The organism is Nitrospirota bacterium, from assembly GCA_013388455.1.
GTDB lineage: Bacteria > Nitrospirota > Thermodesulfovibrionia > Thermodesulfovibrionales > SM23-35 > JACAFF01.
The window spans coordinates 100,031-123,683 of sequence record JACAFF010000005.1; the positions used below are offsets into that span (position 1 = coordinate 100,031).

Here is a 23,653-nt window from a genome sequence, read left to right on the forward strand (position 1 = left end):
CCAGAGGAATTTCTGATAATGCTCTGGTAAAATAGAGGAACTTTTAAGGAGAATAGAATTTATGATAGCAAGATATACACGTCCGGAAATGGGGAAATTATGGAAAATCGAGACCAAATATCAGAAATGGCTCGATGTTGAGATTGCTGTCTGTGAGGCATGGGCAGAAATTGGTGATATCCCTTTAGATGCATTGAAAGTCATAAAGAAAAAGGCAACTTTTGATATCAAAGAAATTGATGATATAGAAAAGGTTGTGAAGCATGATGTGATAGCATTTCTCACTTCAGTAGCGCATCATATTGGGCCCGAGTCGAGATTTATTCATAAAGGATTAACATCATCTGATATCCTCGATACAGCATTGGCATTACAGATGAAAACTGCTGCTGATATTATTACTACTGATATCAAAGAGTTGATGGAAATACTTAAAAAACAGGCTTATAAATATAAAGAAATTCCGATGATAGGTAGAAGTCATGGTGTTCATGCCGAACCAATAACCTTCGGCCTAAAGTGTGCACTCTGGTATGAAGATATGAAAAGAAACCTCTTGAGGATGAAACATGCCAGAGATATTATAAGTATTGGTAAATTATCAGGTGCTGTTGGCACATTCTCCAATATTCCGCCTGAAGTCGAAGAAAAAGTTTGCAAGAAGCTTGGCCTTAAACCCGAACCTGTTGCAACACAGGTAGTTCAGAGAGACAGACATGCTGAATATCTTACTACACTTGCTTTGATAGCAGCTTCTATAGAAAAAATAGCGGTTGAAATAAGACATCTTCAAAGAACAGAGGTTCTCGAGGCAGAAGAACCTTTTATGGCAGGACAAAAGGGTTCCTCTGCTATGCCACACAAGAGGAATCCTGTTGGATGTGAAAATCTTACAGGTCTTGCACGAATTATAAGGACAAATGCCCTTGCAAGTCTTGAGAATATTGCTTTGTGGCATGAAAGAGACATATCACACTCTTCTGTTGAACGAATAATCATTCCTGATAGCACAATACTCGTTGATTACATGCTCGATAGATTAAAAGGAATTGTTGAAAAACTCCGTGTTTATCCAAAGAGAATGAGATATAACCTGGAGAAGAGCTATGGGCTATATAACTCACAGCGTGTTATGCTTGCACTTATTGATAAGGGTCTTAAACGTGAGGATGCATACGAGATTGTTCAAAAAAAAGCAATGTTGAGCTGGAAAAAGGGCATTGCTTTCAAGAAATTGCTATTAAAAGATAAGGAGATTAAGAAATATCTTACAACAAAAGATATTGATAAAATTTTCGATCTTAAATATTACCTTAAATATGTAGATTATATTTTTAAGAGGGTGTTTGGAATGGGCTATTGAATTTTCATTAATTTTATTGCATCGGACATTTTTGCAACCCTTGCCATCTCTTTGACATCATGCACACGGATAATATTTGCACCATTCATGATTGAAATTGCTACCGCTGCAGCAGTTCCCTCAAGTCTTTCTCCAGGTGGTGCATCTCCAAGAATCTTTCCGATGAATGCCTTTCTTGATGGGCCGATAAGTATAGGTTTTTTTAAAACAGTAAATTCCTGAAGATTATGTATTATTTCCAGATTGTGCTCAAATGTCTTCCCAAAGCCGATACCTGGGTCGATGATTATCTTATCTTCTGAAATGCCTGCTTTGATTGCTATATCTATACTATTCTTCAAGTAAGTTATGATCTCTGACAATAAATCTTCATATACAGTATCTTTCTGCATATCTTTAGGTTTGCCCTTGATATGCATAATTACCACAGGGACTTTATATTGAGCTACAACAGATTTCATGAGCGGATCAAACCTTAAACCGCTTATATCATTTACCATAGAAGCACCTGCATCAAGAGCCCTTTTTGCGACTTCAGACTTGTATGTATCAATTGATATCGGAATATTGCTTTCTTTGATAAGCACTTCAATCAGAGGTATTGTTCTTTGCAATTCCTCTTCCAATGGAACTGGATCAGAGCCTGGCCTTGTAGATTCACCGCCGATATCAATTATATCAGCACCTTCTTTGACCATCTGTAAAGCCCTTTTGATAGCAGAGCTTTTATCAAAGAATTGTCCGCCATCTGAAAAGGAGTCAGGAGTTACGTTCAGTATTCCCATAATATAAGTTTTCTGAGAGAAGTCAAAAGAATAATCTGCCCAAGTGAGTTTCATCAAAGGTCCCTTAAAAGATTATAAATAGTATAGAGTTTCATCGCGCTCAACAGGCTTTTTTCTTAATTTATGGAGCGTTTTTTGCGAAAGTTTAAAAGGTTCTTCCTCATTCAATATATCACCCATATCCTGTTCTATTTTGTCAGGGTCTTCACCAGCTTCCATTCGTCTCAATGCCTCTTCCATCCCAGAGCCTAAGTTCAGCCCTGATATATCACATAGCTTCCTCATGAGCTTAGCAGCTTGTTTGGGATTGTCTTCTTTAAGGGTATTAGCCTCCCTCTCTATCATTGACATGGCATTTTCCAGCTTTGATTCATTTAGCTCGGGTATACATGAATTGTCTTTTTCTTTTGCCCCTCGCATGACAGCAAACTTAGATATAACACGCTCTATAGGGCCTCTGCTACACTTGGGGCAGAAAGGTCTTTTTTCTGTATTTACGCGTCTTGAGAAGAAATTGAAAATAGTATTGCACTCAGAACAATAGAATTCATAAATAGGCATGACAAACCTCCGCCATAAAAACTAACTAATAAAATAAAAACACAGGTGGTTAAATTCTCTCAAGTCTATCTATACTAGTAAAATCTCCAGAAGCCTATCAAGCTCCTCGAGGGAATAATATTCTATCTCTATCTTTCCCTTCTTCCCCCTGTTGATTATTCTGACCTTCGTCCCGAGACTCTTTATCAATTTTTCTTCCAGTGAGGCGATCTGCGGATCTATTGATAAACGTTTCCTTTTCGGCTTTACTATTGTTTTGGATAACTTCTCAGCCTCTCGGACACTCAGCCCTTTCCTGACAATCTTTCTCGCTGCCTCTATCTGTGTATTCTTGCTATCGATTGTCAACAATGCCTTTGCATGTCCTATGCTTAAAGCACCATCATAGACAAGATATTTGACCTCATCAGGTAACTTTAAAAGTCTCAGATAATTTGCTATTGTTGCCCTGTCTTTGCCAACCCTTTGGGAAAGTTCCTCCTGAGTAAGTTGAAAATCTGTTAGCAATTTATTAAAAGCTTCAGCAGTCTCCATGGGGTTTAAATCCTCACGCTGGATATTTTCAATAAGTGCTATTTCGAGTGAATCTCTGGAGGCAAAATTTTTTATCAGGGCAGGAATCTTTTTTAAACCTGCAAGAGATGCAGCACGCCACCTTCGTTCTCCTGTAATCAATCGGAATGTGCCATCGCCCACCCGAGTAACAATAATAGGCTGTAAAACCCCCTTTTCATTTATTGATGCAGCAAGTTCTTTGAGTGATTCATCTTTGAATGTCTTTCTCGGCTGTTGTTCACCAGGGAAAATACGTTCAATATCGATATACGAGACCTCTTCCCCTTTTTCGGGTATCAATGCCTCAATGCCCTTACCTAATGCCGTTTTCACTAAGAACCTCCTTTGCGAGGGCTAAATAAGTCTGTGCTCCTTTTGACTTAATATCATACAGAATTGCTGGCTTCCCGTGACTAGGGGCTTCTCCGAGTGTTACATTTCTCGGAATTACGGTATTATAAACTTTATCACCAAAATGTTTTCTTACTTCTTCAGCTACTTCGTGTGACAGATTATTTCTTGCATCAAACATAGTCAGCAAAATTCCCTCAATCTCAAGATCAGGATTAAAGGATGCCCTTACACGCCGCAAAGTGTTTATTAAAAGCCCCAATCCTTCAAGTGCATAATATTCGCACTGGACAGGTATTATTAATGAGTCGGCAGCAACAAGTGCATTTAAAGTAAGGATTCCCAATGAAGGAGGGCAATCAATCAATATATAACGATATTTTTCTTTAATTTTAGTTATTTCAGATGACAAAATACTTTCACGCCTTTCTTTCCCAACTAGCTCGACCTCAACACCTAATAAATCTATTGTAGATGGAAGTATATTGAGATGTTCTATTTGAGTTGAATTTATAGCATCAAGAATTCTGCATTTTCCAGCATATACATCATATAGACTTTTCTCGATGGTCTCCCTTGAAATCCCCAGCCCTGTTGTAGAATTTCCCTGTGGGTCAGTATCAATAATAAGTATATCTTTTTCAGCAAGAGCAAGGGATGCAGCGAGATTTATTGCAGTAGTAGTTTTTCCTACCCCTCCTTTTTGATTAGCTATGGCAATGACCTTTCCCATTGGTCTACTTGGAATAAATTTAAGTTATTATAGCAATCAAAGTTATTCAAAATAAATACTTGAAGAAATAATATATGACATGGCTGTTTAAAATAACTTTGCTTTCTTCTGGATTGAAACATCTATTTTTAACAAATATGTATTTATGATATAATTCACTACGACTAAGAAAACGGAAATGTTTGTTCTGGGAGTTATTTTCACCCTTATTTTCAATATTCTGCCATATTCGAGCAGGGCAGAAATTAGGGAGGTAAAAACAATGACAAAAGATATACACTGGCTTGGGCATGATACTTTCAAGATTACCGGGGAAAAAGTCATTTATACAGACCCTTTTAAAGTTAAAAAGAGAGACATAGCGGACATCATTCTTATAACCCATGAACATTTTGACCACTGTTCTCCTGAAGATGTTGCAAAGCTTCAAGGCCCCAACACATTTATTGTAACAACTGCAGACTGTGCTAAGAAGTTGTCAGGGAAGATAAAAATAGTCAAACCTGGCGATAAGATAACAGTAGAAGGTGTTGATATCGAGGTAGTCCCCGCTTACAACACGAATAAAAAATTTCATACAAAAGATAAAGGCTGGGTTGGATATATTTTTACTTCAAAAGGACAGAGGATTTATATAGCCGGAGATACTGACTATATCCCTGAAATGAAGACTATTAAAGCAGATATAGCTCTTCTTCCTGTGTCAGGAACTTATGTTATGACTGCTGAAGAGGCTGTTAAGGCTGCCCTTGACATAAAGCCGAAAGTGGCGATACCAATGCATTATGATTCGATTGTAGGCACAAAGGATGATGCTAAGAAATTTGCTAACGGCCTTAAAGGCAAGATAGAGGTAATAATTCTTCAGGAAGAATAGCACTTCTTAAGTGCTTACCACTTTATTAAATTCATCTCGTATGGATAAAAATGGAATTGTTTCTGAGTTATACGATATATCAATAAAAAAGCTCAGATCAATGATCAAAGGCTGCATTGGCAAAAAAATTCTATTTTATCAGACAGTCGACTCAACAAACACTTTAGCAGCAGACTTGGCAGATAATGCTGAAGAAGGGACTGTGATTATTGCTGATAGCCAGAAAAAGGGAAAAGGTAGGCTTGGCAGGTTATGGGTATCACCTTCAAAAAGTAATATTTACATGAGTATTATTCTGAAACCACGTTTAGATACTCAGGATGCAACACTATTGACCCTTATGTCTGCTGTAGCATGTGCAAAAGCACTCAAAAATCTCACAGGTCTTAAAGTTTTTATAAAATGGCCAAATGACCTTATGATCTCTAATAAAAAAGTAGGAGGGATTCTCACAGAGATAAAAATAGAAAAAGGAAAAATTCTAAATGCAATTGTAGGGATTGGAATAAATATTAATATAGATATGAAAGAATTTCCTCTAAATTTAAGAAAAATAGCCACTTCATTAAAATATGAAACTGGCCGTGCATATTCAAGGACAGATATAATTGCCGGGGTTTTAAATGAAATTGATACATGGTATCAGGTCCTTCAAGAAGCTGGTGGTATGCCGATTCTCTCCGAATGGAAACAGTTCTCTTTTTTCTTAGGAACAGAAGTTATTGTTACTGTTAACAAAAAGATTTTAAAGGGGATTGCTGAATCTATAGATGAGAAAGGAAGGTTGCTTTTAAGGCTCGAATCAGGACAGTTGAAGAGAATAAGTTCTGGAGATTTGACAATTTTAAGATTTGATGATAAATCATTCAATTGATAATTACTATTTTTATTATAAATATTTTCTATTTTTATAGATCTAAATCCATAACTAAAATATTAATATAGAAGTAAAAAGTCTATATTTTCAGTATTCTTTATTTAGTGGTTTCAGCATTCTAACATTTAATCCTCATGGAGAATTTTAAGATGGTATTGCTTGCCATAGATATTGGTAACTCCTCGATAAATATAGGTTTTTTTGTAGATTCCGAACTTTTTATAAAGCAGATAAATACCTGGCCAATAATGAATGCCAGAGAATATAGCTCAATAATAAATAAAGTGATGAATGAAAAAAATATAGACAAAAGACCCGAAGGCGTTATAATATCTTCTGTTGTTCCAGAGCATACCGGGGTCATGGGAAGAACCCTTATGGACTTACTTTCAATGGAACCATTAATAGTGAGTGATAAAATTAAAACAGGTCTAACATTCAATATACGGAATCCTGAAAAGCTTGGTTCAGACAGGATTGCAAATGCTGTTGCAGCATACGAAACCTGTCATTGTGCTGTTGCTGTTGTTGATTTTGGTACAGCAACAACGATCAGTGTTGTCGGGAATAATGCTGTTTTTCTTGGAGGTGCTATATTGCCTGGGATCAGATTAATGAATGAATCTCTTAGTAAAGGAACCGCTCAATTATCTGAAGTTTCCCTGATAGAACAATCTATTTCAGCACTGGGGAGTGATACTGATAAATGTATTCAATCAGGAATTTTCTTTGGCACAGCAGGTGCTGTGGACAGGATTTTGAATGAGATAGAAAAAGAAATTGGTTCAAAGCTTAAAATTATCCTGACAGGAGGGTATAGCAATATTCTTGCTAAATTTTTTAAAAAAGATGCTTATTTAATGCCTCATCTTACCCTCCAGGGTTTAAGGATTATATATTTAAGAAACAAATATGCATGAACTCAGAAGAGATATCCTGCTAGGGAGATGGGTAGCTGTTCTTTCTGAATCAAAAGCTCCAGGAGATTATAATTTTACTCCTGCCAGCAAACATGAAGAAAATCAAAGATGTCTTCTCTGTCCTGATAGGGAGCGTGAAACACCGGCAGAGATTACATCTATTCGAATACCAGGAACATCTCCAAATACTTCTGGCTGGTGGGTAAGGGTTCTACCAAGTTTTAAACCATTATTTCAGATAGAGGGTGACTTAGGGAGGAAAGGTGTAGGCATTTACGATAGGATGAACAGTATTGGTGCTAATGAGATTTTTGTTGAATCTCCTGAACATACCCTGAGACCTGAAGATATGGGTCCTGAGCAAATGAAAAGAGTTATTACACTTTATAGAGACAGAATAGCAGACCTTGAAAAAGATCCAAGAATGAGATACATACTGATTTATAAGAACTCAGGTAAGGAAGCAGGGGAAGTTTTTTCACACCCAGTATCTTATTTAATGGCAACCCCTGTTATACCAAAGACTGTAAAAGATGAACTCGATAATGCAAAACAATATTTTGCATATAAAGAAAGATGTATATTCTGTGATATCATCAGGGAAGAATTGCGGGTCGGAGAAAGAGTAATTCTTGAGAATCGGAGTTTCTTAGCCTTTTGTCCTTATGCTGCCCAATTCCCTTTTGAATCCTGGATAATTCCCAAAAGACATAGTTGTTCGTTCCAGGAAATATCGCATGAAGAGATAGAAGATATGGCAGTTATGCTGACAAGTATACTGAAAAAATTAAGAAAAGTATTTAATGAACCACCGTTTAACTATTTTATTCATACTGCTCCCAATATGGTGCCAAGAAGAAATCACTGGCATACACTTGGAGAGGATTATCACTGGCATTTGGAAATAATACCCCGCATTTTGCGAACAAGTGGTTTTGAATGGGGTTCAGGATTCTATATTCTGGCTACATCACCAGAAGAGTCGGCAAAATATCTAAGGGAGGCTGAATGATAGAAATAAAAAGTATCCTTTTCCCTACAGACTTTTCTGAATGTTCAAGCCAGGCTTTGCTGTATGCTGTTGATATAGCTAAACGCTACGGATCAAGGGTTTACATACTTCATGTGGTTTACGATATATCTAAAGCAGTAGACCAGTATGTCTCTCCACTCGCTGTAGAAGAGATGTATAAAGATATTACCCTGAGGGCAAAAGAGGAGATTGAAAAATTTAGCTATGACGGACTGACAAGCCTTACTGACATTGAAAGAATAGTTATAACAGGAATCCCACATGAAGAAATAATACATTTTGTTAATAAACATAACATTGATCTCATTGTCATGGGCACTCATGGAAGAAAAGGTATTGACAGAATACTCTTTGGTAGTACTGCTGCAAATGTTGTCAGGTTTGCGCCATGCCCTGTCCTTACAGTGAGGGTACCTAAACACAGGGAGTAAGAATTATGCGTGTTTATATCTCAGAAAATGCATTTATTGACCTTTTACTCAGTTCTGCTGAGGTCTTTAAAAAGGAATGTCTTGGCTTTCTCCTCGGTTATAAGCTTGAAGATAGATTTATCATTGAACATGCTTTCAGTGCACAAACAGCAAACAGAAAACACAGGGGAGTAATATATAATCGAAAAAATCATAAGAAAATAGAACCTATTATTGCACGATTTAATAAGCTTCAACGAATTGGCGATTTCCATTCGCATACACAATTTGGTTCCACAAAAGGATTACCAATACCAAGTGAAGTAGATATTAAAAGCATGTCACCTGGTCACATCTACTTAATAATTGCCATTAATAATAATGAAAAGACTCTCCAATGGGGTGAAAACAGGGATGGAACTATTTCTGGTTCTATTTCTGATTTCTTCTTTAAAATATCAGCGCATTATCTTAATGGTGAAAATACTGTAAAAAGGGCAAAAATTCATTGTCCTTTTCCCCCTGGTTTCTAAGAAAAGTATGGTCTTCAAAACAAAGGTGCTTGTTGTTGGTGGAGGTCCTGCAGGAGCTACTACAGCAAAGGTTCTATCTGAAAATGGATTAGAAGTCATTTTACTCGAAAAGAATTTCTCTTTCCAAAAACCTTGCGGTGGAGGTATGCCAGCAATTGCATTCAATGAATTCAATATCCCGGAGACAGCAATAAAGAAAAAGGTGGGGAAAATAAAGATTGTCTCCCCAAAAGGTGAAACTCTTGAAATTTCTCTGGGAGGTGAAAACCTTGCTATAGTTAAAAGAGGTGAATTTGACAATATCCTGCGGAAACAGGCAGAAAAATATGGAGCACGCGTTATAGAAGGAGAATTTATTTCACTTAAAGAAGAAAACCCTTACAGATCTGAAATAACAATAGGAGGGGTTCAATATCAGATTGAATCAGAATATTTGATAGCAGCAGATGGAATCAATTCAAAGGTAAGAAGATCAACCGGAATGAAACCGCCCTTATGTATGTATGCAATAGTTGAACACATAAAGGGATTACAGACTGAAAATTGTGAGTTCTGGTTTAGCGCCTCTCATGCTCCTAATTTTTATTCCTGGATATTTCCTGCTGCTGATGGAATATCTTTAGGGACTGGCTGTTTAGAACAAAAAAAGATTAAAGTTTTTTTCGAAAGATTTAAGGAACGAACTGGTATTAAATATAAAGGCTCTGAAATGATATACAGAATACCTATCTGGAAAGGTGATGTATACAATGTTGGTAAAGTTTTGTTTGTTGGCGATTCAGCCGGCCAGGTATTACCGCTAACTTACGAAGGTATATATTATGCAATGAAATCAGGTGAGCTTGCTGCCAGAGCAATTATAGAGGGTAGGGTTGAAAATTATAAGAAAATATGGAAATCTAAATTCTATAAGAGATTTGTTCTTATGGACAGGTTAAAATCATACTTTCTCAAAGACGATGCTTCAGCAGAAAGAATGTTTAAAATACATAAAGATGCCAAAATACAGAAGGCATCCTTAAAACTCTGGATTAATAAGGATTCAAGCAAAAGAAGCCTTCTGAGTTATATCAATCTTTTTGGAAAATTTTTGAGTTGAGTTTAAAAAGATTCTTTGCTTATTCATTTGCTCTCCATTCTCTAATCATACTTGCCATAATCTTTTACATTCCTACAACAAAAACAAAAAAATTGCCGGAAGAATTCTTCACGAGGCTTGTGTCTCCGGATGAACTTTTAACATACACACCAATTATTCCTGTAACACCAGAAAAAAAGTCCCATCGTTTTCAACAACCTGCTCCTGAAATTCTAAAACCGATTACAAAAATGGTAGGGCCTTCTGAAACACCTTATTCTTTAAAAAAGGAAAAACCTGCTGATAGCTTAGACCAATCTCAAACGGTTAAAGAACATTCAAGACCACTAAGCAAGGAAAAACTCTTTGATAAGAATATCATCGGAGATATTGCAAAGAGAGATACAAAAAAAGAAGAAATGGAAAATACTAAGAAAACCTTTACCTTTGATACAAAAGAATATAAATTCCTACTCTACAATAAAAAATTAAAAGAAAGAATTGAAAGCATATGGGTCTATCCTCCAGATGCTGCAGCTAAAGGAATATATGGAGATCTTCTAATAAAATTCAGCATCAAAAAAAATGGTGGGTTAGAATCAATAGAAATCATAAGGACATCAGGACATAAAAACCTTGATGATGCTGCTTTAAAAGCGCTAAAAGATGGAGCACCATATTGGCCATTACCTGATGACTGGGGAATAGAAACCTATACAATAGTAGGTCATTTTATTTATACTATTTACGGATATTTTATCCGTTAACCTGAAAAATAAAGATATAGCGCAAAAATTTATTTAACTCTTCACAACATCTGCATTATATTTTAAACGCATTTTTCGGGTTAATTTTTTATTTATTTATATATTAATGAAACCGAGATTATATCTGAAAGTTGGTGATATCGTCACACACCTGCGTTACAGTGTGTGGGGTGATGGTGAAGTTATCGAAGAAAAACATTCTTCTCTGCCTGGTGGAATTTGTATTGTTAAGGTGCTGTTTCAGGATGGAATCGAAAGAACTTTTATTAATGACCTCGATCATGAGTGTTGTTGTTATTATGCTGGTCTGAGAATCACAAGATTTTAAGAATAAGGTTAAGTATTTAACGTAACACATCATTTTAATTTAATTTTCTTGACAAATTTCTCCACTAATGGTTAAATTTTTTTAATGAGTTCTTTTACTTGTCTTATTGAAAAGGAGAGACCATCTATCCTGGTAGTGGATGATGTTTCATCCAATCTTGAACTTCTTGAAGCTATCTTCATAAAAGAAGGATTCAAAGTTTACACAGCACTCGGTGCTTCTGAAGCTATAGAAATATTTATAAATCAAGGGATTGACATTGCAGTGCTCGATGTTATGATGCCAGGGATAGATGGTTTCGAACTATGTAGCAGACTTAAAAATATTTCTGGTAAAAGATTTTTCCCCATTATATTATTAACAGCTCTTTCTGATAAGAAAAGCCGGATAAAAGGTATTGAATCAGGCGCAGATGATTTTATCAGTAAACCTTTTGATACAACAGAACTTGTAATAAAGATAAAATCTTTATTGAAATTAAAGAGCCTCCAGGAAGAACTTGACCACTCAGAGAATATTATTTTGACTCTTGCTGTTGCTATGGAAGCAAGAGATCCTTATACACAGGGGCATTCAACAAGAGTCAGTAAACTCTCAGTTGAATTTGTTTCATTTCTTGGATTTCCCGAAAAAGACAAAGAGCTTATTAAAAAAGCTGGTATACTTCATGATATAGGCAAGATCTGCTTGAGTGAATCTCTACTACGTAAACCTGGTCCTTTATCTGTAGAAGAGGTTGAAGCCATAAAAAGACATACAATTTTAGGTGAAGAGCTTTGCAGACCTCTTGTTTCAATGAAAAAAATACTACCGGCAATAAGACATCATCATGAGAGATGGGATGGAAAAGGTTTTCCTGATAGACTTGCTGGACAGGAAATACCCTTAATGGCGAGGATATTATCAATTGTTGATACCTTTGATGCCATGGTCTCTGTACGACCATATCGTGGCAGGAAATCACCAAAAGCAGCCCTGCAGACAATAAAAGATGAAAAACATCTTGGACAATGGGACACAGAACTTCTTAAGTATTTTTTTGAAATGATGGATTCCTTGATTGAAAAAGGATATAGATTCGATGGTTAAATTAGCAATAATAGGAGGTAATATAGGGGCAAGCGCCTTAATTTCGCTAATTCGTGGTGAACCTAACGCAGAAATCGTAGGAATATACGAAAAGAATAAGGAGTCACCAGGTGTAATTCTTGCCAACAAATGGGACATTCCCGTATTTGATGATATCAAATCCATTTTATCCATAAATCCTGAAATAGTCATTAATATATCGGGAGATGTTAAACTCAGCAAAGAAATACGTGAACTTTCCGGGTACAAAATAGAGGTAATTGAAGGGGTTGGAGCACGTCTTATCTGGGAGATCATAGAGAAACAGAAAAAAGCACGAATCGAGATTCAAAAAACGATAGAGAATCTTAATGCGGTTACCAACCTGATTTCAAGGTTAGGTTTATCTGATAATAATTATTTTTTCCTTCAAAAAATCCTTGACAATGCCCTACAGTTAATAGAAGCACCGGCAGGAAGCATAGTCCTGTATCAAAATGGCACAATAAATTTAATTGCATCAAAAGGACTCAGCAAAAAGTTTAATGAAATTAAATCATGGACTGTATTGCCAGGAGGTCTGACGGATGAGATTTTAAGAAATAAAAAACCTGTATCTATTTATGATACCTTGAAAGATGATTTCACGAAAAATAATCCTGCATTGATTAGCGAAAAGATACGAGCAGTGTATGCATGTCCTATTATACTGAGGGAAAAAGTCATTGGCATAATCTATATAGATGATTTCAAACCCAGACGATTCACTGACAGACAACAATCTATTCTAAATATCTTAGCTGGCCTTGCTGGCGTTTCTGTTGATAAAAATAGCATGGTGCAGGATTTGCAGAAGGCTGTCACTGAGAGAACGAAGGAACTGGAAGAACTAAAAGGTAATCTTGAGAAAAAGGTAATTGATCGAACCGAAGAACTTGAAAAAATCAACAAACAGCTTGAATATGCAAATCAGATTAAGAGCAGATTTATAGCAAACATGAGCCATGAACTAAGGACGCCGTTAAATTCAATTCTCGGATTTTCAGATGTAATTCTCGATAGAACATTTGGAGAACTTACTGAAACACAGGAACGTTATATAAAAAATATTCATATGTCCGGGAAACATCTTCTTGAACTCATAAATAATATCCTCGATATCTCCAAAATAGAAGCTGGCAAATGTGAAATGATATATGAGACTTTTCCAGTTGATGAAGTGCTTTACGAGGTTATTAATATTATGAATCCACTTGCAGAAAACAAATTTATAGAAATAACGCTATCAATTGGTGAAGACATTAATACAATAACAGCTGATAGAGTAAAATTGAAACAAATCCTCTATAATCTTATTTCGAATGCGATTAAATTCACACCTGAGGGAGGTATGATCAGTGTATCTGTAACGAAAGAACAGAATACAAATGGACGCATACAGGGTGCACCTGCTGCTCTCGAGTTCATAAGGTTTTCAGTAAAGGATACAGGTATTGGGATAAGCCCTGAAGATAGAGAAAAGATCTTCGATGAGTTCGGACAGGCAAATTCAACATTCGCTAAGAAACTCGGCGGCGTGGGACTTGGACTTGCGCTCACGAAAAAACTTGTTGAACTACATGGAGGCACCATCAGTGTTGAAAGCAGACTTGGTGAAGGCAGTAATTTCAGCTTTATCATTCCTATTACATCTCCTGTTGCGTCAATAGATATACAACCTGTCGAAGCAATAAACCTGAACTTCCCATGGATGAAACAAGAAGCACCACTTATCCTTATTGTTGAAGATGATTTCTCAACCTCAGAACTCTTAACCCTGCACCTCACTCAGGCAGGATATAAAATAGCACATGCGTTCGACGGCGAAGAAGCGATTGAGAAGGCAAGAAAATTACAGCCTTTTGCTATAACACTGGATGTACTGTTACCTAAAAAAGACGGATGGGAGGTCTTACAGGAACTTAAAAGTGACCCACTAACTTCAGATATTCCAGTAATAATTCATTCTATTGTTGATAATAAAGACCTCGCTTTTGCACTTGGTGCAACAGATTACCTTATAAAACCTTTAGATAAAGACGTCCTTATTTCGAAGCTTGAGGAGATAAACGTTTCTAAAGGCAAAAAGGTCCTTCCTCTTTCTGTTCTCATTATAGAATCAGAAGACGAAGTAACAAACTATATTAAAGAAGTTTTTGAGCCTCAAGGCTTTTTAATTTATACAGCATCAAATGGCAAAAGAGGCGTTGAGTTGGCTACAGCATTAAGACCTGCGGTTATACTCCTTGATTTCAGTCTGCCTGACAAATTAAGTTTCGATGTTGTTAATGAAATAAAAGAAAATCCTTCTACTAAGGATATCCCTATATTTATACTAACTGAGAGGGATATATCTGTCGAGGACAGAATTTCACTTGTTGGAAAGATAGAGAGGATTGTTCAGAAATATGCCTTTGATACAAAAGAACTTGTAGGACACATAAAAGAACTTGAGATACTCTATCCGAGAAGGGCTGGCCTGATAGACGGCTTGACTGGAGTATTCAGCCACAGATATTTCCAAATAAGGCTTGCACAGGAAGTGGAAAGAGCAACGAGATATAAATTACCTTTGAACCTGCTTATTCTCGATCTCGATTTCTTTGACCATTATGTGAAAAAATATGGAGAGTATTATAGCAATCTTGCACTTAAAAAGGTGGCTGAACTTCTTAGAAAAAATATAAGGGGTTCTGATGTTGTCGTCCGCTATGGTGCAGATTCTTTTGCAATTATACTTCCCAACACAGTTGTTTCAGCAGCTCTTTCCATGGGCAACAGATTTAATGCCATTATAAAAAATTACCCCTTTGTTTTTGAAGATTCACAACCCAAAGGACATCTAACAGCAAGTATTGGTATTACTTTTATCGATGGGCAGACAACTGAAGAACTAATTTTAAATGCCGAAAAAGCCCTTGCACGCGCTTTTAATAAAGGCGGAGACAGGGTCGAGGTGTATTCTAAAGAGCAGGATGAAAAAGAAAAGGTCGAGCAATACTGATGTTTACTACGATAAATTTGAAAGCCCTGTAGGTACACTTTATCTTATTTTTAATGGAAAAAATCTCATAGGCATTGAATTCCAGAAACCCAAACAATCAATGAGAAAATCTAATGCCCCATATCAAATAAAAAAAGAGCTTAAGGAATATTTTTGCCAGGGCAATGAAGAATTTACACAGAGGATAACTTTTTTAACCGGTTCAGAGTTTGATCGAAAGGTATGGCTCGCTCTAAAAAACATTCCCTATGGAGAAACGAGAACCTACAAATGGCTTGCTGAAAAGATAGGAAAACCAACCGCATCACGTGCAGTTGGTCAGTCTTTAAGCAGAAATCCCCTCCCTATAATTCTTCCCTGCCACCGTATAATAGAATCTGACGGTTCAATAGGCGGGTATTCAGCAGGAGTTGATATAAAAAGGAGATTGCTGGATATTGAGTATTATGTGAAGCTTGCCAAAATGGAGAGTAGTGCTGATGGATGAACTTCTTATCTTCATAACTGCTTCAAATCAGGATGAAGCTGTGAAAATTGCGAAAGAGCTAATCGGAAATAAACTTGCAGGTTGTGTGAATATTATAAAAGATATTCGCTCTATTTACAGGTGGGAGGGGAAAATTCAGGACGATTCTGAAGTATTGATGATAGCAAAGACTCAAAAGCATATTTTTGATTCACTCGTTAAAAAGGTTAAAGAACTTCATAGTTATACAGTTCCAGAGATCATTGCGATTCCAATTATTGCAGGGTCTGAGGATTATCTGAAGTGGTTAAAGGATGTAACTGACTAATAAATTTATATGAAAGCTGGCTTTTTTCAATTTGATCCTGTATTTGGTAAAAAAGATAAAAATATACAAAAGGTTTTTTTATTTACAAAAGATGCTGACATTGATCTTCTTGTTCTCCCAGAGTTTTTTGCAACAGGATACCAGTTTATTTCAAAAGATGAGGTTGCAGAGCTTTCAGAGAATATACCTGATGGTGTAACAACAGAAAGCCTTTTACAACTTTCACATCAAAAAGGATTTTATATTATTGCAGGACTACCTGAAAAAAAAGGAGATAAATTTTTTAACAGTGCAATTTTTACAGGGCCAGATGGGTTTATAGGGGTTTATCGTAAAACACATCTCTTTTTTGAAGAAAAACTCTTTTTTGAACCTGGGGATACCGGCTTTAAGGTATGGGATACGGAGATAGGAAGAATCGGCATAATGATCTGTTTTGACTGGTTTTTCCCTGAATCAATGAGAACCCTTGCAATTATAGGCGCGGATATAGTAGCACACCCCTCGAATCTTATTTTACCATTTTGTCCGACTGCCATGCCTATCAGATGTCTTGAAAACAGAGTCTATTCAATTACCTCAAACAGGATCGGTATAGAAAGCAGGAAAAGTGGACAGACACTTAAATTCATCGGGCAGAGCCTTATTGTTACACCGGAAGGAAAAATTCTTGTCAAAGCATCAGAAAATCAGGAAGTCTTATTAAGTGCAGAAATTGACCATAAGCTGGCAAGAGATAAGGCACTGAATCCTTTCAACAATCTATTTGAAGACAGAAGACCCAAATTATATAAAAATTGATCTTCTTCTGAAAGAGTTTCGAACAGCCTGAAATGAAAGGATTTAAATACTATAACGGCCAGAAATCATTCAGTTGGCCAAAAAATATTCAAGAAGCTAAAAATATACAGATAGCACTTAGAGATAAAGTAAAAATTACTCCCTTAAGAAAAAAGCCTGAATTCGTTGCAGGAGTTGACGCAGCTTTTATTAATGATATGGTTATCGGTGTTGCCTGTGTTTTTAAATTCCCACAGCTTCTTCCAGTTGAAGATAAATTCATAATTGATAAGTTGATATTTCCTTATATCCCGGGGTTTCTTTCATTCAGAGAAGGACCCGCGATTATAGATGTTCTTAAAAGTCTAAAGACACAGCCTGATGTAGTAATCTTTGATGGTCAGGGAATTGCACACCCTAAAGGTCTGGGTATTGCATCCCATATTGGAGTTCTTCTTGATATGCCTTCTGTAGGATGTGCAAAGTCTAAATTAATTGGTTACTATAAAGAACCAGGGCAGACAAAGGGCGATTTATCTCTTCTGATGTTCAAAGGAGAGATTAAAGGAGCAGTCCTCAGAACGAGAGATAATGTAAACCCTGTATTTGTCTCTCCTGGGCACAGAGTTGATTTAAATACATCAATTAAAATAGTTCTCGAATGCACAGGAGAATTTAGGATACCTGAACCTTTGAGAAGAGCGGATATTTTATCGAAAAGAATTAAAAATGAGAGGGGACTAAGGGGGGATATATCGAGTTAAATAATTTGTTTCAGCATGTCAAATGTAATGCTGCCACTACTTTTCTATTCTTTTGTAGCTTATTGAACAATTCAACCGCCTTTGTCGTTCGTTCGATATATACTTTAATGCCTTTTGATTCGAGGTATGATATTGTTTCTTCCGGGACTACCATAACTCCTGAATAACCTGTACCAATTATAAGCACTTCAGGTCTTGAATTGACTACCTCTGTTAGATCAGCAATCTGAAGCTTGTGGCCTTCCTTCCTCCACCATGATGAATCGACCTTATCCGGATAGATAATTACATCTGACTTATACTGTCTACCATCAATCGTTATTTTGCCAAATGAATAATTTTCGATATTCATATTTTTCCTTATATTATAAACAATAACAGCCTGATATAGCTTGTATTTGTAATTTTTTATAATTTTATTTATAGTATTTTTAATAAATAATGCCTTTATATTATTTAAACTAATATCCATGATTGAAGCTGAAAAAAAGGAAGATTTAACAGTAAAACTCTGGAGGCAAAAATGAAACACGGGGGAAAAATCTTATCTGTATTTGTATTTATAACCCTCTTTGCGCTGATGTCCTGCGCAACAACGACTTTAACATCAGTATGGAGAGACCCGGCTTATCAGGGTGAACAAATAAGAAAAGTCCTTGTTATCGGAGTTTCGGACAAGCCAGCAATAAAGAGACTTTTTGAAGATGAATTTGTCAGACAATTACAAGCAAAAGGGGTCGAAGGGATTTCAAGCTATACCATTCTTCCATCTGAGGGCCCTCAGGATAAAGATATTATCCAGGCAAAAGTTAAAGAATTAAATATAGATGGAATTATAATTACAAGACTCATAGATAAAAAGAGAGTTGAAACATATTATCCACCAGAAAGAATATCTTCTCCACCACCGCCTCTACCTCCACCATATCCATCCGATGATAATACAACTGATTATTATTACTATCCGCCTGTATATTACTACGATTGGTATAGATATTATCATGATTGTTATGACTGTATATCAACACCTGGCTATAAGGTTGAAGATGAAATAGTTGTTCTTGAAACAAATCTTTATAATGCTAAGAATGATAAACTAATCTGGTCAGCGCTATCTGATACATTCATCGATACATTTGACAGAGGCCTTGACAGAAAACTAATAAAATCATTTATCTCTGTGATCCTGAAGAAGCTCTCTGATGACATGATTCTTTAATTGTTCTAATATACATTTATATTTTGGGAGTGTATAGGGTTCTGGTGTCCCTCCTGGACTTCAAATCCAGTGTTGCCTGTTACAAACGGGCAGGGTGGGTTCGATTCCCACACGCTCCCGCCATTAGATAGTCATCACATGAATCTCTTTTTTGCAATATCTGTATTTTTTCTTTTATTTTTTCAGAATTTTTAGAAATGCCTTGACTACCTCAGGATCAAATTGGGTGCCACTACAACGTTCCAACTCTAAGATAGCATATTCTTTTGATGGGGCAGGCCTGTATGGTCTTTCAGATGTCATAGAGTCATAGGAATCAGCCACACAAATAATCTTTGATAGCAAAGGGATTTCATCACCATGAAGCCCATCAGGGTATCCTTTACCGTCCAGTCTTTCATGATGATATTTAATTACAGGTAATAAATTCTTAAGTTGTGTTATAGGCTTGAGTATTTCAGCTCCTTTTGAGGGATGCATTCTGATAAGTGCAAATTCTTCATCAGTCAGTCTCCCGGGCTTATCAAGAATAATATCATATGTTCCTATCTTACCTATATCATGAAGAAGTGCAGCTATCCTAAGATTCTCAATATCCTTTCTATGAATTCCCATCTCTCTGGCTATTGCTAAAGCATATTTTGTAACACGTTCAGAATGACCCTTAGTCCAGGGACTTTTTGCATCTATTGCGTTTACAAAGGCATGAATAAGACCGTTATAAATTTGCTGAAGTTCTTTATACGAAAAATCGATTTCTTTAAGCATATTCAGGAATGCATCTCGGCTTTGTATAAGTTTCTTTTCTTTATTTTTCAGTTCTGATATATCAATCAGGGAGAGTATATATAAATGTGGTGTAATTTCCGAATATTTAATTGGCGTGCTTTGAACCAGCAGGTGTTTATTTGATCTTTGATCATAGTATTCAAATGTTTTTGTTTGTATATCATTCTCTAAGATAATGCTTTTCAAAAAATCTCCAAGCTCATTATTTTCGGGAAATAACTCATAACACTTTTTCCCGATTATATCTTTAAAAGGCATATTGAAAAGAGAAGAAGCATTAATATTTGTCCTTATAACAGATAAGTCGTTATCAAGTAGCAATATACTATATGGCATTGCATCAAAAGTAGCCCTCCACTCTTCTGCTGCATATTTTAGTTTTTGTTCAAATGCCTTTTTTTCGCTGTTGTCTCTAACGGCAGTTCTACTCTTCAAGAATTTACCATTATCATCATATATGGCAGTCGCATTGATTATGACAGGGATTAATGTCCCGTCCTTTTTTTTGTAATGGTAGTCAATATTTTCTATAAAACCTTTCTCTTTCAGAAGAGGAAATGTTCTTTGAAATATTTGCTTGCCTTCAACTGTGAGAAGGTCTTTTATGTTCATTTTACCTACAACCTCTTCTCTATCATAACCGAGAATTTTTAACCATGTTTCATTTACTTCAAGAATAGTTCCATCAGGTCCTAATGAATGATACCCATCTGGTGCATTCTGGTAAAGATCAATATATTTTTTCTCGCTTTCTTCAAGTTTTTTCTGCATAATTTTTTGATTTGTAATATCTTCATAAAGCACAACAATACCTTTTTCTTGCATTTCTTTACCAATCACAGAGGTGCTTACCATACATAAAATATCTTTTCCATCTTTTCTACGGCAAGGAAATTCACTACTAAAAATTCTTTGTTTTTCCAGAACTGGATAGAACTTTTTCCCGATTTCCTCAAACTCATCATCATTTCTATATAATACCTTTGTTTTTTTACCGATTAATTCTTCTGGTTGCCAGCCAAATACTTTTTCCACTGCTTTATTCGCAAAAAATATTTTTCGTTCTTTCAGCCCTATAACTGCGTGTGGAATAGCATCCAGTATTGATGCCTCGATTTCTTCTAAGTTCCGAATTGCTTCTTCAGATGCTTTTAGTTGTTTAATCGCTCTATCGATTTCTTCAATCATGTGGTTTGTTACATTCTTAACCGCTTCAAGAATCTCTACTTGAGATTGTCCGGTTACTCTTGATTTTAAATCTCCTTTTGAAACCCTGTGCATTACATCGAAAAGCTCTGTAATACCAATGACAATTTCATGAGATTGTTCAACTATTTCTCCAATGTTCTCTGCTGTAATATTTATTAGATGCTTAAGAATGGAAATCAGTTCAAGATTTGATGCCTCAGAGATTCTTACTGCTGGATCTCCTTTTGCAATCTTTTTCAATGCTTCAAAAACTTCTGACAAACCTATTGCTAATTCTAAACTGATGTTCTCCAGTTCCATTTCTCTCTTATTCTCTTTCTTATTAATAATTTCTCTAAAATTTTTTAACTGTTTATTAAAAACCTTACAGCTTTCTCTGATTGCTGCTGAATCCATATTTTTCTTGAAAACCTTACAATCTACACACATCTCCATCTTTTCAATAAATTTCCCCTGGATTTCATTTCGGCACAATGTTCCTGTAAAAAGCCAGCATTTGAGATTTTTTGATTTGTAGGCAGGGCATTCTTTCTCTGTGCATTTATAGAATTCCCAGCATTTTATCTTTTTAATTTTTTCCTGCTGAATTTTTTTGTTTTTAATTGCCTTTTTAGATGTCTTCATGAAGATAAAAACTTTTTGATAATAGGGACGAGTTCAGAATACATTCTGTTTTTGGCAACATAAGCACTTGCTCCTGCAGCTAATGCTTCAGTTTTATAGTCAATGAAATCATACATTGAAAGAATAACAATGTTGGTATCCGGCAGCATCTCTTTTATCTGTCTGGTCGCTTCTATCCCGCTCATCTGGGGCAATTTAATATCCATTAAAACAATACCTGGTTTATGTTCTTTCACCAGATTCAATGCATCTTCGCCTGAGCCTGCTTCTAAGAAATCAAGTTCAGGGAAAAATGTGCTTAACCACTTTTGTAATGATTCACGTAACGCATCGTGATCTTCAACTATCAATAGTAAATCTTTAATCAAAGTTTTATTTTTCATTTTTTTATCTCTACGATTAGTGTTGTACCATCTCCTTGCTTAGTCTTAATCTGGAAATTGCCTCCTATAGCCTGAACCCTTTCTTTCATTGTGATAATACCCCATTTAGGTTCCTTTGATTGCCTGACAGCGTTTGGGTCAAAACCAACTCCATTATCGGCGATAATGAGCTGTTCTATACCATCTGTCTCCTGCAATTTAATTGTTACACTGTCTGCTCTGGAATGCTTTGCTATATTAGTGAGCGCTTCCTGTGCAATGCGAAATAGTATAGTTTCGATGTTTTTTGCAAGTCGTTGATCGAATTCTTCTCCTGTTACTTCTACTCTTATGCCTGTCCGTTTTGAAAATTGTTCACTATACCAACGTAATCCTGCCAGGAGACCATAATCATCGATTAGTGACGGCCTTAGATTTGACATTATATCCCGTATCTGTTCGTTTGTCTGATTTAACAAAGCAAGTGAATCATCAATCCGTGACAGAATTTCCGCATTCTCTTTATTGCCTAATAATGATTTAATAATATTTAGATTTATACCTAATACTGTGAGATTCTGTCCTATCTGATCGTGTAATTCACTTGCCAGTGCTTGCTTTTCAGCTTCTTCAACTTCACTGAGTCGTATAGAAAGAGACCGTAACTGCATATAGGAATTTTTCAGTTTTTCCTCAGCCAGTTTACGCTCGGTTATATCACTCAAAAAGTTTAGCGTTGCCGGTCTTCCTTCCCATATAATCAATACAGCACTTATCTCAAGCCATTTAGTATTTCCGTTCTTGTCAATAATCCTGAAAGGATAGACTTCAGGAATCTTCTCTCCTTTGAGTCTTTTAAGATGATTGTTCAATACCATCTCTTTATCATCAGGATGAATAAAATCTATGAACGGTCTGGACATAAGTTCCTGCTCTGAAAATCCCATGATTTTTATTGCTTTTGGATTAACAAACTTAAGCATATTGTCCTGAGCAACGACTATTATCTCATTAGCATTTTCAATGAGTAATCTATACTTTTCTTCTGACAGCTTGAGCGATTCCTCTATCTTCTTCCTGTCTGTAATATCATGACCTACTGCTTGGTATTCGATAATCCTGCTATGCTCATCGAATAATGCACGATTTGTCCATCTTTGCCAGCGGATTTCTCCATTAGGTGCTATAACGCGGTGTTCGATTGTTATGACAGAATTATCCTTGTTGAGAGAATATATCTGTTTCTTTACAAATTCATGATCTTCTACCGGGATAAAAGGCATAAAACTGTGTCCGATAAGTTCCTCATGTTTTTTCCCGAAATAACGGCAGATAGCTTCATTCACATATGTTACCGTTCCATCGGGAAGAAAACGACAGATTAGCTCTACCTGATCCTCAACAATTGAGCGATATCTTTTTTCTCTGACTCGTAAAAAGCGAACTTCCAATGCACGAGATATAACCGGTATTAGTATTTTCCATTCCACAGGTTTCATGATGTAATCGAATGCACCTGTCTTCATTGCTTCTACAGCAGTCTTGACCGTCCCTTTTCCAGTTATTACAATTCCAACGAGCAAAGGGTCTATTTCAAAAGCAGCTTTAAGAAAATCTATACCGGTCATTTCAGGCATGATGAGGTCAGTCAGAAGCAGGTCAAATTCGTGTGCTTTTAATGCTTCAAGGGCTTCTTTGACTGATGAAAATGCTGATACCTTGTATCCTGATTTTATCAAGAATTCATTCAAAGGGTTAAGAACTTCGGGTTCATCATCAACAATTAAAATCCGTCCTTTTTTCATATCAGTCATATCAAAAATAACCTCA

General features: G+C 36.1%; 25 protein-coding genes and 1 tRNA gene. 18 read left to right on the forward strand and 8 right to left on the reverse strand.

Translation table 11 applies throughout. The annotated features are described in order from the left end of the window. The first annotated feature begins 61 nt into the window (after positions 1-61). Positions 62-1,363, forward strand: coding sequence for an adenylosuccinate lyase (locus HXY53_02360; GenBank protein ID NWF75407.1), 1,302 nt, complete (start codon positions 62-64; stop codon positions 1,361-1,363). On the opposite strand, the gene folP is transcribed toward HXY53_02360, so the two are convergent. From folP to HXY53_02380, 4 genes are all read right to left on the reverse strand, one after another. After that, positions 1,357-2,202, reverse strand: a complete 846-nt coding sequence (gene folP / locus HXY53_02365) for a dihydropteroate synthase (GenBank protein ID NWF75408.1) — start codon at positions 2,200-2,202, stop codon at positions 1,357-1,359. The two genes, HXY53_02360 and folP, sit on opposite strands and share 7 nt — an antisense overlap. A gap of 18 nt (positions 2,203-2,220) precedes the next feature. Then, positions 2,221-2,709, reverse strand: coding sequence for a zinc ribbon domain-containing protein (locus HXY53_02370; protein ID NWF75409.1), 489 nt, complete (start codon positions 2,707-2,709; stop codon positions 2,221-2,223). A 69-nt stretch (positions 2,710-2,778) separates the two neighbouring features. Then, complete coding sequence (locus tag HXY53_02375; protein ID NWF75410.1) at positions 2,779-3,597, reverse strand: ParB/RepB/Spo0J family partition protein; 819 nt, start codon at positions 3,595-3,597, stop codon at positions 2,779-2,781. Beyond that, positions 3,578-4,348, reverse strand: a complete 771-nt coding sequence (locus HXY53_02380; protein ID NWF75411.1) for a ParA family protein — start codon at positions 4,346-4,348, stop codon at positions 3,578-3,580. The genes HXY53_02375 and HXY53_02380 overlap by 20 nt, the downstream gene beginning before the upstream one ends. A gap of 262 nt (positions 4,349-4,610) precedes the next feature. Between HXY53_02380 and HXY53_02385 the strand changes: the two genes are divergently transcribed. The 15 genes from HXY53_02385 to HXY53_02455 all read left to right on the forward strand — a co-directional run bounded on the left by HXY53_02385 (position 4,611) and on the right by HXY53_02455 (position 17,620). Further along, positions 4,611-5,225, forward strand: a complete 615-nt coding sequence (locus HXY53_02385; GenBank protein NWF75412.1) for an MBL fold metallo-hydrolase — start codon at positions 4,611-4,613, stop codon at positions 5,223-5,225. Between the two features lie 10 nt (positions 5,226-5,235). Next, the gene (locus tag HXY53_02390) at positions 5,236-6,099 is read left to right on the forward strand and encodes a biotin--[acetyl-CoA-carboxylase] ligase (protein NWF75413.1); all 864 of its coding nucleotides are present in this window, start codon (positions 5,236-5,238) and stop codon (positions 6,097-6,099) included. A gap of 152 nt (positions 6,100-6,251) precedes the next feature. Next, a complete protein-coding gene (locus HXY53_02395; GenBank protein ID NWF75414.1) occupies positions 6,252-7,022 on the forward strand; it encodes a type III pantothenate kinase in 771 nt (256 codons plus the stop codon). After that, the gene (locus HXY53_02400) at positions 7,015-8,034 is read left to right on the forward strand and encodes an HIT domain-containing protein (protein NWF75415.1); all 1,020 of its coding nucleotides are present in this window, start codon (positions 7,015-7,017) and stop codon (positions 8,032-8,034) included. Before HXY53_02395 ends, HXY53_02400 begins: the two co-directional genes overlap by 8 nt. After that, entirely contained in the window at positions 8,031-8,486 is a 456-nt protein-coding gene (locus tag HXY53_02405; GenBank protein NWF75416.1) for a universal stress protein, read from the forward strand. The genes HXY53_02400 and HXY53_02405 overlap by 4 nt, the downstream gene beginning before the upstream one ends. Before the next feature lie 5 nt (positions 8,487-8,491). Next, positions 8,492-8,998, forward strand: a complete 507-nt coding sequence (locus HXY53_02410; GenBank protein NWF75417.1) for a Mov34/MPN/PAD-1 family protein — start codon at positions 8,492-8,494, stop codon at positions 8,996-8,998. 7 nt (positions 8,999-9,005) lie between these two features. Then, positions 9,006-10,097, forward strand: coding sequence for a geranylgeranyl reductase family protein (locus HXY53_02415; protein ID NWF75418.1), 1,092 nt, complete (start codon positions 9,006-9,008; stop codon positions 10,095-10,097). Next, positions 10,094-10,843 carry an energy transducer TonB gene (locus HXY53_02420; protein NWF75419.1) on the forward strand — a complete coding sequence of 250 codons (750 nt, stop codon included), beginning with the start codon at positions 10,094-10,096 and terminating at the stop codon, positions 10,841-10,843. Before HXY53_02415 ends, HXY53_02420 begins: the two co-directional genes overlap by 4 nt. Before the next feature lie 106 nt (positions 10,844-10,949). Next, on the forward strand, positions 10,950-11,171 hold the full coding sequence (locus tag HXY53_02425) for a DUF3553 domain-containing protein (protein NWF75420.1): 222 nt from the start codon (positions 10,950-10,952) through the stop codon (positions 11,169-11,171). A gap of 84 nt (positions 11,172-11,255) precedes the next feature. Further along, positions 11,256-12,260 (forward strand): response regulator, encoded by a 1,005-nt coding sequence (locus HXY53_02430; protein ID NWF75421.1) that lies wholly within the window; start codon positions 11,256-11,258, stop codon positions 12,258-12,260. Next, entirely contained in the window at positions 12,232-15,282 is a 3,051-nt protein-coding gene (locus HXY53_02435) for a diguanylate cyclase (protein NWF75422.1), read from the forward strand. The genes HXY53_02430 and HXY53_02435 overlap by 29 nt, the downstream gene beginning before the upstream one ends. Beyond that, a complete protein-coding gene (locus HXY53_02440; protein ID NWF75423.1) occupies positions 15,254-15,769 on the forward strand; it encodes a methylated-DNA--[protein]-cysteine S-methyltransferase in 516 nt (171 codons plus the stop codon). The genes HXY53_02435 and HXY53_02440 overlap by 29 nt, the downstream gene beginning before the upstream one ends. Next, on the forward strand, positions 15,762-16,076 hold the full coding sequence (locus HXY53_02445; GenBank protein ID NWF75424.1) for a divalent-cation tolerance protein CutA: 315 nt from the start codon (positions 15,762-15,764) through the stop codon (positions 16,074-16,076). The genes HXY53_02440 and HXY53_02445 overlap by 8 nt, the downstream gene beginning before the upstream one ends. A 9-nt stretch (positions 16,077-16,085) precedes the next feature. Continuing rightward, positions 16,086-16,877, forward strand: a complete 792-nt coding sequence (locus HXY53_02450) for an acyltransferase (GenBank protein NWF75425.1) — start codon at positions 16,086-16,088, stop codon at positions 16,875-16,877. A 32-nt stretch (positions 16,878-16,909) separates the two neighbouring features. After that, positions 16,910-17,620, forward strand: coding sequence for an endonuclease V (locus HXY53_02455; protein ID NWF75426.1), 711 nt, complete (start codon positions 16,910-16,912; stop codon positions 17,618-17,620). A 10-nt stretch (positions 17,621-17,630) separates the two neighbouring features. Here the strand turns inward: HXY53_02455 and HXY53_02460 are convergent, their stop codons facing one another. Then, the gene (locus HXY53_02460) at positions 17,631-17,972 is read right to left on the reverse strand and encodes a hypothetical protein (GenBank protein NWF75427.1); all 342 of its coding nucleotides are present in this window, start codon (positions 17,970-17,972) and stop codon (positions 17,631-17,633) included. Positions 17,973-18,143: 171 nt separating this feature from the next. Between HXY53_02460 and HXY53_02465 the strand changes: the two genes are divergently transcribed. Next, positions 18,144-18,839, forward strand: coding sequence for a hypothetical protein (locus tag HXY53_02465; protein NWF75428.1), 696 nt, complete (start codon positions 18,144-18,146; stop codon positions 18,837-18,839). Positions 18,840-18,864: 25 nt separating this feature from the next. Continuing rightward, positions 18,865-18,962: transfer RNA gene (locus HXY53_02470), tRNA-Sec, on the forward strand. A gap of 51 nt (positions 18,963-19,013) precedes the next feature. On the opposite strand, the gene HXY53_02475 is transcribed toward HXY53_02470, so the two are convergent. Genes HXY53_02475 through HXY53_02485 form a run of 3 tightly spaced genes read right to left on the reverse strand, consistent with a single transcriptional unit; the run spans position 19,014 to position 23,637 of the window. Continuing rightward, positions 19,014-21,461, reverse strand: a complete 2,448-nt coding sequence (locus tag HXY53_02475) for a PAS domain S-box protein (GenBank protein ID NWF75429.1) — start codon at positions 21,459-21,461, stop codon at positions 19,014-19,016. Next, positions 21,458-21,844 (reverse strand): response regulator transcription factor, encoded by a 387-nt coding sequence (locus HXY53_02480; protein NWF75430.1) that lies wholly within the window; start codon positions 21,842-21,844, stop codon positions 21,458-21,460. Before HXY53_02480 ends, HXY53_02475 begins: the two co-directional genes overlap by 4 nt. After that, positions 21,841-23,637: a PAS domain S-box protein gene (locus tag HXY53_02485; protein ID NWF75431.1), complete on the reverse strand. Its 1,797-nt coding sequence runs from the start codon at positions 23,635-23,637 to the stop codon at positions 21,841-21,843. Before HXY53_02485 ends, HXY53_02480 begins: the two co-directional genes overlap by 4 nt. Between the last annotated feature and the right edge of the window lie 16 nt (positions 23,638-23,653).